The organism is Methanolapillus millepedarum, from assembly GCF_032594115.1.
GTDB lineage: Archaea > Halobacteriota > Methanosarcinia > Methanosarcinales > Methanosarcinaceae > Methanolapillus > Methanolapillus millepedarum.
The window spans coordinates 13,697-31,872 of the sequence record NZ_CP131060.1; the positions used below are offsets into that span (position 1 = coordinate 13,697).

The window sequence follows — 18,176 nt, forward strand, 5'->3', positions numbered from 1 at the left end:
TTTTCATAAACAGATGCCGGCCTGGCGGAAGTTTGCAGTTTTTAGCTTACAGTTTTCAGCTGCTGATTTACATCTGCTGTTTAACAGGTGTGGTTTGAATCTGCTGTTACTGTTTTTCATTTTTGAGTTGCATCTGCTGTTTACAGTACAGATTGCATCTGCTGCTACTGTTCTCAACTCATTTCATCGAAATCCGAATAAACAGCCGCAAATGCGTCTGTTTATTCGGGAGGATTTTCTTGATTCTTCAAAAAATCAGTATGGGTTTTGCGTGTTTTTTCAAAAGAATGCCCTGTTCTTTTTTGAATCAAAAAGAAAATGTGTCGCCATAACGCGCGCGCAAGTGCTGCCAAAAACAAAACAACAAAAGAGAAAAAAAGAAGTACAAAAAAAGAAGAAAAATGATTCCCTGAATCATTTTTACAAAATAATTTCAATATCAAGCTCTTCTGCAAGCTCTTTATAGCGGTTGCGGATCGTCACTTCGGTCACGCCGGCGACATCGGCCACTTCCCTTTGGGTTCTTCTTTCTCCGCAAAGGATGGAGGCGATGTAGATGGCGGCGGCGGCAACACCGGTCGGGCCTCGGCCGCTTGTCAACTCTTTTTCGGACGCCTGACGGAGAATCTCAACGCTTTTCGCTTGCACTTCGCCTTTTAAATTCAAACCGGAACAGAATCTCGGAACATAATCAATCGGCGACGTCGGCATGAGTTTTAAGGACAATTCTCTTGAAATGAAACGGTAAGTCCTGCCGATTTCTTTTCGGCTCACTCTTGACACTTCTTCAACTTCGTCCAAGGTTCTCGGGACGCTGCATTGGCGGCAGGCAGCATAAAGAGCAGCGGCGGCAACACCTTCGATACTTCTTCCGCGAATCAGGTTTTTGTCAACAGCCTTTCTGTAAACGACCGATGCGGTTTCACGGACGGTTCTCGGAAGACCAAGAGCAGACGCCATTCTGTCGAGTTCCGACAGCGCAAATGCCAGGTTTCGTTCCGTCGCGTTACTCACACGGATACGTCTTTGCCACTTTCTGAGACGGTAGAGTTGCGCGCGGTTTTTGGATGAAATTGATTTTCCGTAAGAGTCACGGTTGCGCCAGTCGATCATGGTGGAAAGACCTTTGTCGTGAATCGTGTACGTCATCGGAGCGCCGACACGTGAGCGTTTCATACGTTGGTCGTGGTCAAACGCACGCCATTCCGGGCCTTCGTCCACGAAATCAGCGTCAACGACCAAACCGCAGTCGCCGCAAACCAGTTCGGCGCGCTCATAATCATGAACCAAGTTTTGGCTGCTGCATTCCGGGCAACAGTAAATTTCCGTATCCTTTGAAACCTCTTTTTCTTTCTTGGAACGGATCATCTCTTTGATTTTGTCTCTGTTAATTGTGTCCGAATATCGAACTCTTTCAATTTCTACCATTTCATCACACCTGATATTTACCATATCACTCTAAATTTGTATTCAAAAATAACTTCAAATTGCCGCTCAAACCCTTTTTTCAATCAATATTTTGGGTTGATATTTCTTTTTTCGGCTTTACATTACTTTATATAGACCTTTTCTTTCACCAGATTTTTGATTTGCGCCGTTTTGAGTTCCCGATAAATTCGGACGAGAAAGTAAGGCTGCTTCTCAGACCCGAATACCGTCACAACTTTTCCGATCGGCCGGACGCTTTTGTCAATAACTTGTGAATTCAGCATTCCGTAAAGAGATGCGTTTGAATCAATTACATCATATTTTACAACAAAACAAGATTGACCATGCAGGTGAGTGACTGTTCCAAGTCGTTTCATGAAATCCTCAAAATCTATATATATTAAAATGTCATGGGATTATCTGTTATTCCATTCGTTTCATTATCTTGATTCGGACTTTTCTAAAACACGTTCTTATGTTTATACTTCCAAGTATCGCCTTTCTCAAGATGAAGACAAATAGACATATATCCTAACATTGGATATATAAATCTATCGAAAAGATTAATATAGATTTTCAAAAATGAATGGGAATTTTGTCTTCCATCGTTGCGCTTGAATTTATATTTTTTTAAAAACGGGCTTCGTCTAAATCATTTTTAAAGATTTTATCCGCCGTCAAGATTTTAATGAGCGGTTTCATCTTTTCGGGAAACCTTTTTATTTTGTATTCCTTTCCGAGGACTTACGTTTTTTCTTTGCAATTTTTTCAAATTTTATAATATATTGCTCAATAATAATTTCGCCATTTTAATATATGAGTAATTCTTTTTTGCCATCAGTTTATTTGTCCGGTTTTCCTGTCCGGACCGGCGAATCATATTCAATGCCGCTTTTTTATTCATGTTGTGTGGTCGTTTATGTGGAAGTTCTATCGACAAATATTAAAATAACCAGTTCTTTTTATTCAAGGTATTTTTTGTCATTTTCTCTTAATAATCAAGTTGATATCAAATTACACAATACATAATCGGTTCATCGGAGGAATATTTTGTCTAAATATGTTTACTCATTTGGTGCGGGCCAAACTGAAGGGAAAAGCAGTATGAGAGACCTTCTTGGCGGGAAAGGCGCAAACTTGGCGGAAATGGCGAATCTTGGAATTCCGGTCCCGCCGGGATTTACAATCACAACCGAAGTCTGTACGATTTATCTTGAAAAAAATGAGTATCCGGATTCCATTTTAAAAGAAATCAAAGACGCTGTTTTAAAATTGGAAAAGGCTACCGGAAAAAAATTGGGCGACAAAAAAGACCCTCTTCTGGTTTCTGTCCGTTCAGGCGCCCGAATTTCCATGCCCGGCATGATGGACACTGTTTTAAATTTGGGTTTAAACGATGAATCCGTGATCGGTCTTTCTGAAAAGACCGGAAATTCCCGTTTTGCTTATGATTGTTACCGCCGTTTTATTTCAATGTTTGGCGATGTTGTTTTAGGAATTGAGTTTAACAAATTTGAACATATTTTGGACGCTCAAAAAACGAAGTCAAAAATTTCTTCCGATACCGAACTTTCGGTTGACGACTTAAAAGCGATTGTTGAGGAATCCAAAAAAATCGTTTTGAAGGAAAAAGGCTTTGCTTTCCCGCAAGAGCCGGAAAAACAACTCTTTATGGCGATTGATGCCGTTTTTGATTCGTGGAACACCGAACGCGCCGTGATCTACCGCCGGATTAACAACATCCCAAATAATTGGGGAACCGCCGTGAACGTTCAGTCGATGGTTTACGGAAATATGGGCGAAACTTCCGGAACCGGCGTCGCGTTTACCAGAAACCCGTCGACCGGTGAAAACCGCTTTTTTGGCGAGTACCTGATTAATGCGCAAGGCGAAGACGTTGTTGCCGGTATTCGGACGCCGTCTGAAATCAGCACTCTTGAAAAATGCATTCCGGTTGCCTACAAACAGCTGGTCGATATCTGCAAAAAGTTGGAAAAACACTTCAAAGATATGCAGGACATTGAATTTACCATTCAAGAAGGCCAACTCTTCATGCTTCAAACCCGCAACGGAAAACGAACGGCACCGGCCGCTACAAAGATTGCGGTGGACATGGTGAACGAAGGTTTAATTGATAAAAGGACAGCTGTTACCAGAATCACGCCGTCTCAAATTGACCAACTTCTCCATCCGATGATTGATCCGAAAGCGCCGCAAAAAGTCGTCGCGAAAGGCCTTCCGGCTTCTCCGGGCGCTGCCGTCGGGAAAGTTGTTTTCACGTCCGAAGACGCCGAACACTGGGTCGAAAAAGGCGAACGCGTTATTTTAGTCCGAACGGAAACCTCTCCCGAAGACATTGGCGGCATGCACGTGTCTGAAGGCGTCCTCACCGTCCGCGGCGGTATGACGTCCCACGCGGCCGTCGTTGGCCGCGGTATGGGGAAGCCTTGCGTTGTCGGTTGCGGTGACCTGCTCATTTCCGCCGAAGCCAAAAATTTCAAAATCGGCGACATTGAAATTAAAGAGTTGGATTTCATTACCATTGACGGCAGCACCGGCTGCGTTATTTTAGGCCAGGTTCCTCTGATTGAACCCGAAATCAGTCCGGAAATCGAAGTCCTTTTGAAATGGGCGGACGGAATCAGAACGCTGGGCGTTCGGACCAACGCCGACAATCCGGCCGACGCTCAAAAAGCGCTGGAACTGGGCGCTGAAGGAATCGGTCTTTGCCGGACGGAACACATGTTCTTTGAGGAGGACAGAATTGCCGCTGTCCGCGCGATGATCATGTCCGAAACCAAAGAAGAGCGGGAAATTCATTTGAAAAAGATTCTTCCGATGCAAAAAGAAGATTTCAAGCAGATCTTTAAAGTGATGCGTGGAAAGCCGGTCACCATTCGTTATTTGGACCCGCCGCTTCATGAATTCCTCCCGAAAGTCCATGAAATTCAAGACAAAATCCGCGAACTTCAAGCCGAAGGCGCGCCTCAAAAGGAAATTGACAAATTGATGAGCGTCATCAACCGTGTCATTAACTTGCATGAACTTAATCCGATGCTCGGCCACCGCGGTTGCCGCCTCGGCATCACTTACCCGGAAATTTATAACATGCAAACGCGCGCCATTATCGAAGCCGCTTGCGAATTATCCAAAGAAGGCATCATCGTCAAACCCGAATTGATGATTCCGTTGGTCGGACATGTCCGCGAACTTGAAATCACCAAAAAGGATGTTCAAGAAACGGCCGCTGAAGTGATGAAAGAATACAATGTTCAAATCGATTACACGGTCGGTACCATGATTGAGCTTCCGCGCGCTGTGATGACGGCTGACCAAATTGCCAAAGAAGCGGAGTTCTTCTCCTTTGGAACCAACGACCTCACGCAAACCACATTCGGTTTCTCAAGAGACGACGTTGCCAAATTCATTCCGCTTTACATTGAAGACGGTATTTTGGCGGACGATCCGTTTGCGGTTCTTGACCGTGAAGGTGTCGGCGAACTGATGAAAATCGGAATCGAAAAAGGCAGAAAGACACATCCCGGTCTGAAGATGGGCATTTGCGGCGAACACGGCGGCGAACCCAACTCGATTATTTTTGCCAACGAACTCGGTCTCAATTATGTCAGTTGTTCTCCCTACCGCGTGCCGATTGCGCGGCTTGTGGCGGCTCAAGCGACAATTGCCAAAGAAAAGTAAGTTTAAAATAAAAATTGGATTCTTGGACCCGGCAATTTCAAATTTTGCCGGACCCGCCATTTAAATCCATTTTTTATTTAATTCAATTTTACCATTTAAATCAATTTTTTATTTAAATCAATTTTTTATTTAAATCAATTTTTTATTTAAATCAATTTTACCATTTAATTCAATTTTACCATTTAAAAATCAGCATTTGGTCAGATGAAGACCGGCAGCTGTCGGTTTTTATTTTCTTAAAAACGGTTGATGTTCTCTTGGATTGGCATGATTTTAACATCGGGCACGTTTTCTGAAACAGTCTTTTCTTTTTTATCAACCATCTTTATATTCGATTACGCTTTATTCATAGCATCTTACTGTATTTATCTCAAAATCGTTACCGGTGTATCCGAAATGAATAACAAAGATACGGCTCAAAAAAGTATTGAAAAGAAACCGGAGACAGCTTGGTGTTCTTTGGAAGAAGTGAATATTCTTGAACAACTCAAAACCGACGAACAAGGTCTTTCGAATGAAGAAGCTCAAAAAAGGCTTGAAGAACTTGGACCGAACATTTTGGAAGAAGGCAAAAAACGTTCCATCCTCTCTATTTTTCTCTCTCAATTTGCCAACTTAATGATCTGGGTTTTGATTGCGGCGGCTTTAATCACTGCTTTTATCAGTTATACGGAACACGAGTTTCCGATTGACAGCGCCATTATTTCAATTGTTGTTATCTTAAATGCCATTCTTGGAACCGTTCAGGAAGTGAAAGCGGAATCATCAATTGAGGCACTTAAAAAAATGGCGGCGCCAAATGCCAGAGTTCTCCGGCGCGGGACTGTTTCCACAATTCCGGCGGCAGATTTGGTTGCGGGCGATATTGTTCTTTTGGAAGCCGGCGACTCGATTCCGGCAGACCTTCGCCTTTTGACATCCTTTTCTCTTAAAATTGAAGAGGCGGCGCTCACCGGGGAATCTCAACCGGTTTCCAAAAAACCGGGTGTCGTCGGAGATGTTTGTATCGGCGACCGAACCAACATGGCCTTCATGGGAACATCCGCGACTTACGGACGCGGCAGCGGTGTTGTCGTGGCCATCGGCATGCAAACAGAAATCGGAAGAATCGCAAAGCAGCTCACATCTACAACGAAAGAAACAACTCCGCTTCAAAAGCAGCTCAATAAAATTTCAAAAGCGATTTCCTTTTTGGTCATCGGAATTGCCGTCTTGGTTTTTGCCATCGGATATTTGGGCGGGCGTGACATTGTCGATATCTTTTTAACCGCTGTTTCCTTAGCGGTGGCGGCTATTCCGGAAGGATTGGTGGCGGTCGTTACCATTGTTTTGGCGCTCGGCATGTCCCGGATGGCCAAACGCGGCGCTTTGGTCCGGCGGCTTCCGGCGGTGGAAACTCTCGGCTCCACCCAAGTCATTTGTTCCGACAAAACGGGGACGCTCACCCAAAATAAAATGACTGTTCAAAAAGTCTGGAATTTTGATTACATTGAAGATGTTCATTCGCCTGAAATTGCGCCGCTTCTGGATGCGCTCGGCCATTGCAACGATTCCCGTTTGGATGAAAAATCAAAATTAATCGGCGATCCGACGGAAACAGCCCTTTTGGATTATTTGCTTGTCAACAATCTTTGGACAACCGGCCAAATCAAAGGCCGAAAACGTGCCGGTGAAATCCCGTTTGATTCGGATCGAAAACGGTCAACGGTCGCCGTAGATGTTGATCAGATTACTGTTCAAGTGACTGAACAATCGGTTTTTTCCGAGTCGGAGGCGGAGGTTGCCGGCGTAACAACGGTTTCCGTATCTTCCAAACCTCTTCTCAAAGAAGAAATCACAAAGACCGCGTCCGGGAAACTCCGCATTTATGTGAAAGGCGCGCCGGAGTCCATTGTCAGCCGGTCTGATTTTGCTTTCCATGAAGGACAAGTCGTTCCGATGACGGAAGATTTGAAATCCAAGGTTTTGGTGGTCAATGAAGAAATGGCAAAAAGCGCGCTTCGCATCTTGGCTTTCGCTTATAAGGACGAAGATTCGATTGACTCGGAAGATGTGGACGGCACGGAAAGCCATTTGATCTTCTGCGGCTTGGTCGGCATGATTGACCCGCCGCGCCCGGAAGTGGCGGAGACGGTGAAAACGTGCCGCAAGGCCGGCATTATCCCGGTCATGATTACGGGCGACCACAAAACAACAGCTGTTGCGATTGCGAACGATCTCGGTCTTTTGGATGACGGTCGGATTGCGATTACGGGCGCCGACTTAGAGACCATGAGCGAAAAAGAACTGGATGACAATGTGGCAAAAATCGGGGTTTATGCCCGTGTTTCGCCGGAACACAAAGTTCGGATTGTGACGGCTTGGCAGAAAAAAGGCAAGATCGTCGCCATGACCGGTGACGGTGTCAACGATGCGCCGGCTCTCAAAAAGGCCGATATCGGCGTCGGTATGGGGATCACCGGAACCGATGTGTCAAAAAGCGCTTCCGATATGGTTTTAATGGACGATAATTTTGCAACCATCGTTTTAGCTGTCGAGGAAGGGCGCAGTATTTTTGATAACATTCACAAAACCGTTCGCTTCCTCCTTTCGTCCAACATGGGTGAAGTCATTGCTATTTTAACCGCGACCATTATGGGATTTGTGCTCATGTCTCCCATTCACATTTTGTGGATTAATCTTGTGACCGATACGTTCCCCGCATTGGCGCTCGGCGTCGAACCGGCCGAAAAAGACATTATGAACAGAAAACCGCGGGACCAAACGGTTCCGTTTTTCAACAAACGGGAATGGGGCCGGATTTTTACGGTCGGCCTTGTAGAAGCCGTTTTAACGCTTGCCGCTTATTACCTTGGAAGCCAAGTTTCCCATACAACCGGTGTTACGATGGCGTTTTTGACGCTGGCGTTGGTGCAATTGTTTGCCGCCATCGGATTCCAATCGGAACGTCACAGTATTTTTGCCATCAAACCCAAAGAACACCCGTACTTATGGCTGGCCTTTTTAGGTTCTGCCGCACTTCAATTGGTCGTTGTTTTGGTGCCGTTTTTGAGGGACATTTTTGAGCTTGCGCCGCTTGATATGAAGCAGTGGGTCGAAGTCTTGTTTTTGTGTATCGCCATGCTTTTCTTTGTGGAATTCCAAAAATGGATCGCGCGGCTTCGGCATGAAAACGATTAAATGAGTTTGAAAAATTCATTTTCGGATGAATTTTTCTTTTCTTTTTCTTTTCTTTTTTATTCATCTGTTTCTGTTTTTTATGGGGGCGGCGGCGCGCGCGTTACAGCGTCACATTTTCTTTTTGAGCCGATAAAAAAGACGGAGTCATTTTTGAAAACGTTAAGAAAGCTGTCCATACACTTTTCTTAAAATTCAAGCAAACCGCCCCGAATAAACAGATGCGTATCGCATCTGTTTATTCGGATTTCAATTCGACAGATTGGTGAAGTAGCAAACAGATGCAAGTTGTAAAATAGAAACAGCAGATGCAAGTTGTAAAATAGAAACAGCAGATGCAAGTTGTAAAATAGAAACAGCAGATGCAAGTTGTAAAATAGAAACAGCAGATGCAAGTTGTAAAATGGCAATCCGTAGGTGCAATCTGTAAAATGGAAACAGCAGGTGCAATCTGCAAAATGGAAACAGCAGAGATAGAATCTTTTTGATTTTTATTTTTTGCCCTGCGCTCTTACAATGGCACGTTTTTTGATTTTGAAAATCTGCGAATTTATTTTTTAAGGATAAATATTTTAATGAAAAAATACATTGAGAATGCAGGAGTTTAAGGAGTTTAAATCGTGCAAGCTTTATCTTTGTTAATCAAACCGGCGTCCGGCAACTGCAATATGCGTTGCGAGTACTGTTTTTATAATGATGTTTCCGAATCCCGCGAAACAAAAAACCGCGGGCGGATGACGGAAGAAACTTTAGAGATTTTGGTTAAAAAAGTTTTGTCCGAAGTGACCGGTTGGTGTTCTTTTGGTTTTCAAGGTGGCGAACCCATGCTGATGGGACTTCCCTTTTATGAAAAATTGATTGAACTTCAAAAAAAATATAACGTTCACAACATTCCCATTGAAAATTCCATCCAAACCAACGGAACATTGATGACGGACGAATGGGCCCAATTTTTCGCAAAAAACCGTTTTTTGGTCGGTTTGTCTATCGATGGAAACCAAAAGACACATGATTCGCTCCGTCTTGATGCGTCCGGTTTTGGAACGTTTGACAAGTGTCTTTCTGCCGCGGAAGTATTAACCCGAAACGGTACTGATTTTAACATTTTAAGCGTCGTGACCAAACCGTTTGCTGCCGACCCGGACAGCGTTTATGATTTTTATAAGAAATACGATTTCCATTTCATTCAATTCATCGCTTGCATGGACAACCTGAACGAACCGCACGGCGTCAATCCATATTCATTGGATGGCGAAACATACGGCAAATTCCTCTCCCGGATTTTTGATTTGTGGTACGAAGATTTCATTATCGGCGACTACTATTCCATCCGCCAGTTTGACAATTACGTTCGGATGTTGATGGGAGAAGCACCCGACAACTGCGCTATGACCGGAAATTGTCAAAGTTATCCGGTGGTTGAAGCCGACGGGTCCGTTTATCCGTGCGATTTTTACGCGCTTGACGAATATAAAATCGGAGACGTTCGAAAGGGCAGCTTTTATGAAATGCTCAATTCGGAGGAGTCGTTCCGATTTATGGAGCTGTCCGGTTTTATTCACGACAAATGCAAAACCTGCGATTACGGTTTTATTTGCCGGGGCGGCTGCCGGCGCGATCGGGAACCGGTTACAAACGATGTTCCTTCTTTGAATTGTTATTGCGAAGCCTATCTGCAATTCTTCGAGCATTGCTTGCCGCGGATGGCGGACATTGCCAAAAAAATGCCGAGGCGGACATAAACTTATAAATCGGAGGACAGATTTTATTCCGACGTTCTGTTGTTTCTTGGAGGTCAAAAGTATGGATTACCGCGTCGGACAAGTCGGTCGTGTTTTTACAATTCGCATTGACCATGGCGAAGACATCTTGGAATCGATTAAAACGGTTGCCGTTCGGGAAAAAGTTAAAATGGCAAATTTTGTTCTCTTGGGCGCGATTGAGGCCGGAAATTTGGTCGCCGGGCCGAAAGAAAACGTCCGCCCGCCGAATAAACTCTGGTTCAGTTATGAAGACGCTCACGAAATTGTCGGCGTCGGCAATTTATTTTGGGAAAATGGGGCACCTGTTCTTCATTTGCATGCCGGCCTCGGGAAAGGCGCGAGCGTTTTGGTCGGTTGTGTCCGAAAAGAAAATATTGCCTTTATGGTCACGGAAGTTTTCATGTATGAATTGACCGGGTTTGAAGCTGAACGTGTTTGGTCGGATGCGGAAGGTTATTCGCCGATTCGGTTCCGTTGATTTTAAACCGATTTTCTTTTAACAATCTGCTTGATATCTATTTCAAAAATATTGACCTCTGCCAAAAAGACAGGATAATATCAATTAAAATGGATTTTTCAAAAAAGCGGCTCTATCTCTTTATATCTTTTGTTTAGAAGCCGATTCATTTCTTTTTTCTAAAAAAATGATGTTAAATATGGTTTTTTTAAATGAGAATCATTTTTAATAAAAGTAAAATTTTTGAAAACAATAATCGGAAAATGTTGTTGGGGGGCAACATTTTCCGTTCGGGTATAATATTAAGGGTTGTTTTACGGAGGTTTTGGTGTCGTCAGACAAAAAGAAGTGTAAAACAATTTTATTTACCTTTACCCGAATCCTTCTAATTCATTAAGGGGTATATAAACTTATCTGTTCTATGAACATGCCGGTTCATTCGGAAAACCGGTAAAATGAAGAAGAAAAGAATAAACAGACTTAAATATTTTTATCGTTGTTTGCATATTTCGTTATCGTCAAACGTGGATATCTCTGACAAACATGGTCGGTTTTTGAGTGTAATTTTTATAAATCTCATCTCATCGTTACCATTTTTGCAGTTATTTGCCGCCGCAAAATTTGTTTTGAGCTTCCGATTCTGTTTTTTGAATCACTTTTTGAAGGGAAATTCCCGTTTCTTTTGCGATTTGCTTACAGTTTTCATATTCGGCGGAAATATGTACAATTTCGCCTTCCGGCAGCCGGGCAATTTTAATCGGAACCGGGAATGTTTTTCCGGCGAATTCAACCTGAATCTCTTTTATTTCCCGGAATACCGAAAGCCTGTGCTTTGACGGAATCACGCGAACGCCTAGGGAACCGGTTTCTGTAATCATTTTCCGCGCCAATTTTTCCGAATCGGCGGGTTTTGCAATCACTCGAATTAAATGAGCCGGGCGCCCCTTTTTCATGAATATCGGCGACACGGAAACGTCCCGGGCGCCCATGTCCATCAGTTCGTCGATCAGATGGCCGATAACTTCTCCGGTCACGTCGTCCACATTTGTTTCCAATATCTCAATTTGTTCTTTGGACAAAAGCGGCAAACCGCTTGAATCCGAAACGGCAAATGACGCGTTTTCATTTTCCGTTTCAACAAGAGAGACGCGCAAAACGTTTGGAAGTTTCGTATCGGCAAAACCGGCGCCGTATCCTGTTAAAAGTTCCACGCCGCAAACGATAGCGGCCGGTTTTGAAAAATGCGATAAAAGAGCGGCGCCGGTCGGCGTTAAGAGTTCAATTTCGCCGCGCGAATAAAACGGCAACCGGCCGGCTCGGAGAATTTCAAGCGTTGCCGGTGCCGGAACCGGAAGTTCGCCGTGCGCGCACCGGACAAAACCGCCGCCGACATTGATCCCTTTACACAATATCAAATCATATGCCGTTTCTTTACGGCGCGCCAAATCACAAAGACCGGCACAAACACCGACAACATCCGCAATCGCGTCATTTTGGCCGGTCTCATGAAAATGAAGGTGGTCCAAAGTTTTGTGGTGAATACGGGACTCAGCGTTGGCAATAATCTCAAAAACAGAAAGAGTGTTCTCTTTTATTTCCGGCGTCAAATCCGAATTTTGAATCAAATTGACGATTTCAAAATAGGTTCGTTCGTTATTTTCGCAAACGTCTTCAACCGTGGCTTTTACGGAACAGACGCCATTTTTAAAAGCAAATCCGGTAGAAAAAGAAACATTCGTCACCTTTTTGATTTCCTTTTGAATAAAGGCGGTATCCGCTCCCAGATCAATCAACGCGCCTAAAATCATATCGCCGGAAGCGCCGGAAAACGGGTCAAAAACGAGGGCTTTCATTTGTTTTCTCTCTCCTTTTTGCAGATATGGGTCACAGCCTTCATATTCCTATTTTCAAAATCGGGATCCTTTGGACTTGCGTTTTGTCTCAGTTTTTCCATTTTGTTGGCAATCCGCGCCGCATAAGCGCCTGCCACAAATCCGGCATCAATATTGACGACACTCACGACGGAACACGATTGAAGCATGGCCAAAAGCGCCGCTTTACCATTTGCGCCGGCGCCGTAGCCGGTCGAAACCGGAAGTCCGATCACGGGGGCGTCAATCATTCCGGCAACAACGGTCGGAAGCGTTCCTTCGCGTCCGGCCGCCACCACAACGGCGTCCGGTTTAAAGTCTGTTAATTTATTCATTTCCAAAATCAAACGGTGGTAACCGGCAACGCCGACATCACAAATTTCAATCGTGCGGCACCCCATCTCTTCCGCTGTCATTTTAGCTTCATCAAGAACCGAAATATCTGCTGTTCCGGCCGAAATCAACGCAACAAGGCCGCCCTCTTTTTTTCGTTCGGTTTTGCCGTCCCAAATGACACAAGAGTTGCCGCTTTTACCAACGATGATAAATTCAAATTCGTCTTTCAGCGCCTTTAATTTTTTCTTCGAAACACGCGTCACCAACACGCGCCCATTTGCCGCAACCTGCGCCTTTATGATTTTGACCAAATCGGCTGTTTTTTTGCCTTCGGCCAGCACGGCTTCCGGAACACCTGTCCGCCGGCAACGGAACGTATCAATTTTGGCGATGTCGGAAACCGCTAAAAATCCCATTGAGCGAATCTTTTCTTCGGCCGTTATCAAATCAATCTCTTCCGACCGATATTGCTCTAAAACTTTTCGAATATCCATAAATTTCTGTTTTTATCAATCCTTGAAGTCTTTTATATCTATCTCAAAGGACGGATTTAATCAAATTAAAATTAAGCCTAAAATAAAATCTAAAATTTAAACCTGCAATTAAATTAAAATTAAACTAAAACCAAAATTAAACAGACCTCATAAATTAAAATAAATTTAAATTAAACTTGACAAATCATGATAAATGTTGTATTCTTTTTGTTCAAACATTTGATTTTAATTCATTTTCTATCAATATAATAGATGATAATTCAGCACCCTTTTTTTGCGTATGACAAGACTTTTAAATTATTGCTTATTTCTTAATTTTGTGTTTTATTGTTTTTTGAAAAAAACAAGAATTGTTTAAAATCAAGCAGATTTCCGAATCACAAAACTAAAAGGCTGATATCCATGTCCATGTTACCTGCAGAAGATCACAAACTGATCGTTGAGAAATTAGGCCGTGAGCCCAACACCTTAGAACAAGGCTGCTTTTTGAACCTTTGGAGCGAACACTGTTCCTACCGCTCAAGCGGCGTTCTGTTGAGAAATTTCAAAACCGATGGCAAAAACGTCATCATTGGACCGGGTGACGATGCGGCTGTCATTAAATTCGATGACGAATATGTTCTTTCGGTGGCCATGGAAAGCCACAATCACCCGTCTTATGTCGAGCCTTACAGCGGTGCCGCAACAGGTGTCGGCGGAATTGTCCGCGACGTCATTTCCATGGGAACGCGCGCCGTTGCTGTTCTTGCGCCGTTTTACGTTGGTCCGTTGGATGCCGAAAAAAACCGTTGGCTTTTTGATAACATTTTGCAGGGCTCGGCCGACTACTCCAAAACCATTCAAGTTGCCGCGATTCGCGGAGAATCTTATTTTGATGAACGTTACAACGGAAACCCTCTGGTCAATGTTGTTTGCGTCGGCCTCGGCAAAAAAGAACATGTGATGACTTCCATTTCAAAAGCGGCCGGCAACCGTATCTTCCTCTTTGGTTCCAAAACCGGAAAGGATGGTCTTGGCGGGGCGTCTTTTGCGTCAAACGCGATGGGTGAAGATGAGGAAGTTCCGGAAAAATCCGCCATTCCGGCCGGCGATGCCGAACTTGAAAGACGTTTGATCGACGCGACCATTGAAATTATCGAAAAAGGACTTGTGGAATCCTGCCGTGACTTGGGTGCCGCAGGACTTGCAGGTGCCGCATCCGAATTGGCCGACAAAGGCAATTTCGGTGCTCACGTTCTTCTGGATGCCGTCCCGGTAAAATATGAAAAAATGACCGCTTATGAAGTGATGCTTGCGGAAACGCAGGAAAGAATGCTTGCGGAAATCAAGCCGGAAAACCTCTCCAAAGTCATGGAGATTATGAAAAAGCACAATGTTCCGGCGGCAGACATCGGCTATTTAACAAAGGAGCAGGAGTATGTTGTGGAATATCAGGGAAAAGTCGAAGCCAAACTTCCGATTCGCTTCCTGATTCAAGGCGTTCCGAAAGTCGAAATGCCGTCCAAAGCGCCGGCGCCGAGGACCAAAGATTTGGTGACTCAAAAACCGAAATCTCCGGAAACGGCCGCCGAAGTCAAAAAATCCGTTTTAAAAATGCTTTCTTCTTACAACTTAGCCTCCCGCAAGTGTGTTTGGGAAAAATACAAAGAAACGACTCTTCCGACAGTTGTCGGTGAAAGCGGCGGAGATGCCGGTATCATGAAAGTGACCGACAAAAAAGGTGTGGCGATGACTTGCGGCTGTGAGCCGGCCATCGGTCTTTTGGACCCGTACGCAGGTGCCGTCATCACTGTGATTGAAAACGCGATGAACGTTGCCGTCAAAGGCGCTGCCGGTCTTTGTTTGGTGGACAACCTGAACTTCGGAAACCCGAAAAAGCCGGATCAATATTGGATTTTGAAGCAATCCGTTCTTGGCCTTGCGGATGCCGCCAAAAAATTAAACATTCCGGTGGTCGGCGGAAATGTCTCTCTTTATAATGAAAGTGATGAATTTGACACCGCCATTTTGCCGACGCCATCCATCGGTATTCTCGGTATCGTTTCTTTTGAAAAACCGATTCCGACGTCTTTCTTTAAAAATGAAGACGAAACCGTTATTTTGGTTGGAACGACCAAAGTGGAAATGGGCGGAAGCGAATATTATCGTGTTTCCGGCATGGAAACCGCCGGCATCGTCCCGTCTGTTCCGGCCGATTATGACAAGATTGTCGAAAAAGTCGTTGAGGTTTGCGCTTCCGGAAACGTGACAACAGCTCATGACATTTCAAAAGGCGGTCTTGGAATCGCTCTTGCAAAAATGGTAACAGCAATCGGTGCAGATGTTGATTTGTCCAAAATTTCCGGCATGTCGGATGAAGTTTTATTTGCCGAGTCCCCCGCCCGTGTGATTTTGACAACGAAATCTCCGGAAAAAGTAATGGAAATGCTCAAAGGAATTCCGGCAATCGAAATCGGAAAAACGAAAAAGGCAAGCGAATTGAACATGAAACTTGCGGCCGGCTCCGTTGTTTTGACCAAAGAGGAAATTGACGAAGCTTCTTCTTCTATTGAAAAAGCCATGAAATTGGGTTATAAAAATCAAACCTACTAATTGGGAAATTTGAATGAAGGATTATCTTTCTTCTTCATTTTTTTCTTTTTTATCTTTTTTGTTTATCTTTTTTCTTTTTTTGTTTTTCTCTTTTTTGTTTTTTCGTTTATCTTTTTTGTTTTTTTGTTTAATCTTTTTTATTTTTTGTTTATCTCTTTTTTCCTTTTCTTTTCATATTTTTGATTTTTGAAGTAAATGGCAGTGCGCACATTATGGTGACACATTTTTGATTTCAATAAAATAATGTTCATTAAACTAATGGCTATTATTTTAATTAATATTCCAGCATCCGATTGTTTTTTGTTTATTTTCTTTTTGCTTATTGCTTTTTTATTTTTTTCAATTTGATTTGATACGCAATCTTTAATTACTAAATGTCTATTAATTTAATGGAAATTAAACTAATCATCATTAATTTAATGGAAATTAAACTAAGATAAATTGAACGACTTGAATTGTCTTTGTGAGGAATCCATATTGAATACCCTGAAATTTTATGACCGGCAAAAAGAGTTGGAAATGCTGAGTCAAACCCGGAAACAATCCAAAAAGAATGCCTGTTTTACGGTCATTGTTGGTCGCCGCCGCATCGGGAAAACATCTTTGCTTTTGGAATCCGTGAAAGGACAAAAGTCTCTTTACTTATTTGTTTCCCGTAAAACAGAGCCATTGCTTTGCGCTCAATTTCAAAAAGAGGTTGAAACATCTCTGGGGTTGAAAATATTCGGTTCAATGACGTCGTTTCGCGACCTTTTTGAACAATTGCTGATTTACGCATCAAAAGAACACTATACGCTCATCATCGACGAATTTCAGGAATTTGATTTTGTCAACCCGTCCATATTCAGTGAAATTCAAGATCTGTGGGACAAATATAAAGGTCAGGCAAAAATCAACTTTATTGTTTGCGGTTCCATTTATTCTTTGATGATGAAAGTTTTTGAAAATAAAAAAGAACCTTTATTCGGCCGACTGACCTCTAAAATTATATTAAAGCCATTTTCCGTCAGCGTCATGAAAGAAATTTTAAGCGATTACAATCCGTCTTTCACACCCGAAGATCTTCTTTGCTTCTATATTCTGACGGGCGGCGTTGCCAAATATATCTTTTTACTGGTTGAGGCCGGCGCGGTCACCAAGGATAAAATGCTTCAAGCGGTCACATCTCCGGACTCTCCGTTTCTTGGCGAAGGGAAAGATTTGCTGGTTTCCGAATTTGGTCGGGAATACGGGACTTATTTTTCCATTATGCAGCTGATTGCTTCCGGTAAAAACACACAGTCTGAAATTGATTCCATCATCGGTAAAAATACAGGCGCTTATCTGGCCAATTTGGAACAGGAATACTCTTTAATTACCAAAAATCGTTCGATGTTTGCCAAGCCCGGCAGCCGGAAAATACGGTGGAGCGTTCATGATAATTATTTGCGCTTTTGGTTCCGTTTCATTTTTTCAAATCAACAATTGATTGAACTCAACAAACATGATTTGCTTTTGGAATACATTCAAAATCAGTATGATTCGTACAGCGGGTTACTGCTGGAGAAATATTTCCGGGAAAAAACAGCCGAATTGGAACGAATTACGGATATCGGAAGTTATTGGGACAACAAAGGGGAAACCGAAATTGATTTGATTGCGTTGAATCGTCTTGACCATTCGGCGATTGTTGCGGAAATCAAACGAAATCCGGAGAAAATTAACTTGTCTCTCCTGGATGAAAAAGTTCAGAGAATTCCGGATCTAAAAAAATATGCGGTTGAGCTGAAAAGCTTTTCTCTGCAAGATATGTGATTTGAAAAAATGAATTTTGAACAAAAATTAATTCAGACAAGTCTATTTGAAAAAGCTAATTCAGATAACAATCAAACAAGGGCCATGAACAAAAGTTAAATACTCTTATTCCCATTTTCCTTTCGCGGGAGCGGCAGGGCGGCTTCGGAAATTTTTCTGAGGAAAGTCTCCCCACCGTCTTTTGAATTTGCGGGCGCTTGTTAAGGGCGCTTGACGAGAGTCAGGGCAATGGCACAGAAACGATATCGGGTCATGAATGCGATGATATGAAGAATTGAGGTCTCATGACGTGCGAATGCAACGGTCAATCCCCGCAGGTGCAAGTTATCGGGAAAATGCGATTGATTCAAAAGCGCACCCGAGGTTCAAACACGCTGAGCTGAATGCCGCCGTTCGTCTTTCGTTTCTTCTGAAACGAGGGAACTTCAAAACAAGATTGGTTTTGAAAAGAACAGGAACAGAAGGGAGCTTATTCGCCGGACCCGCTTTTATTTTTTTATCACACGTATGGAAAACATATTGAAATCACTGAAAAAATTAATTTGAGAAAGGATCTCGAATTAAT

The 18,176-nt window shown here is 43.2% G+C and carries 11 protein-coding genes and 1 other RNA gene; 8 read left to right on the plus strand and 4 right to left on the minus strand.

The features are described 5' to 3' along the window. Positions 1-13: 13 nt before the first annotated feature. The gene (locus tag MsAc7_RS00090) at positions 14-466 is read left to right on the plus strand and encodes a hypothetical protein (protein WP_338102583.1); all 453 of its coding nucleotides are present in this window, start codon (positions 14-16) and stop codon (positions 464-466) included. Here the strand turns inward: MsAc7_RS00090 and MsAc7_RS00095 are convergent. Continuing rightward, positions 421-1,428 (minus strand): transcription initiation factor IIB, encoded by a 1,008-nt coding sequence (locus MsAc7_RS00095; RefSeq protein ID WP_338102584.1) that lies wholly within the window; start codon positions 1,426-1,428, stop codon positions 421-423. The genes MsAc7_RS00090 and MsAc7_RS00095 overlap by 46 nt on opposite strands. A 122-nt stretch (positions 1,429-1,550) precedes the next feature. Continuing rightward, a complete protein-coding gene (locus MsAc7_RS00100) occupies positions 1,551-1,805 on the minus strand; it encodes an H/ACA ribonucleoprotein complex subunit GAR1 (RefSeq protein ID WP_338102585.1) in 255 nt (84 codons plus the stop codon). A 673-nt stretch (positions 1,806-2,478) separates the two neighbouring features. On the opposite strand from MsAc7_RS00100, the gene ppdK reads away from it, so the two are divergent. From ppdK to MsAc7_RS00120, 4 genes are all read left to right on the plus strand, one after another. Next, complete coding sequence (gene ppdK, locus MsAc7_RS00105; RefSeq protein WP_338102586.1) at positions 2,479-5,127, plus strand: pyruvate, phosphate dikinase; 2,649 nt, start codon at positions 2,479-2,481, stop codon at positions 5,125-5,127. 396 nt (positions 5,128-5,523) lie between these two features. Beyond that, the gene (locus MsAc7_RS00110) at positions 5,524-8,307 is read left to right on the plus strand and encodes a cation-translocating P-type ATPase (RefSeq protein WP_338102587.1); all 2,784 of its coding nucleotides are present in this window, start codon (positions 5,524-5,526) and stop codon (positions 8,305-8,307) included. Positions 8,308-8,924: 617 nt separating this feature from the next. Next, entirely contained in the window at positions 8,925-10,046 is a 1,122-nt protein-coding gene (locus MsAc7_RS00115; protein ID WP_338102588.1) for an anaerobic sulfatase maturase, read from the plus strand. 61 nt (positions 10,047-10,107) lie between these two features. Next, positions 10,108-10,545, plus strand: a complete 438-nt coding sequence (locus MsAc7_RS00120; RefSeq protein ID WP_338102589.1) for a PPC domain-containing DNA-binding protein — start codon at positions 10,108-10,110, stop codon at positions 10,543-10,545. 581 nt (positions 10,546-11,126) lie between these two features. Here the strand turns inward: MsAc7_RS00120 and larC are convergent. Both larC and larB read right to left on the minus strand, forming a co-directional pair. After that, positions 11,127-12,377, minus strand: coding sequence for a nickel pincer cofactor biosynthesis protein LarC (gene larC / locus MsAc7_RS00125; protein ID WP_338102590.1), 1,251 nt, complete (start codon positions 12,375-12,377; stop codon positions 11,127-11,129). Beyond that, on the minus strand, positions 12,374-13,225 hold the full coding sequence (gene larB, locus MsAc7_RS00130) for a nickel pincer cofactor biosynthesis protein LarB (protein ID WP_338102591.1): 852 nt from the start codon (positions 13,223-13,225) through the stop codon (positions 12,374-12,376). Before larB ends, larC begins: the two co-directional genes overlap by 4 nt. A 402-nt stretch (positions 13,226-13,627) precedes the next feature. Here larB and purL point away from each other — a divergent pair, with 402 nt between their 5' ends. The 3 genes from purL (at position 13,628) to rnpB (ending at position 18,095) form a co-directional block, all read left to right on the plus strand. Further along, entirely contained in the window at positions 13,628-15,817 is a 2,190-nt protein-coding gene (gene purL / locus MsAc7_RS00135) for a phosphoribosylformylglycinamidine synthase subunit PurL (RefSeq protein WP_338102592.1), read from the plus strand. A 477-nt stretch (positions 15,818-16,294) separates the two neighbouring features. Next, positions 16,295-17,611, plus strand: coding sequence for an ATP-binding protein (locus MsAc7_RS00140; protein WP_338102593.1), 1,317 nt, complete (start codon positions 16,295-16,297; stop codon positions 17,609-17,611). Positions 17,612-17,737: 126 nt separating this feature from the next. Then, positions 17,738-18,095, plus strand: an RNA gene (rnpB, locus tag MsAc7_RS00145) — RNase P RNA component. Positions 18,096-18,176 lie beyond the last annotated feature (81 nt).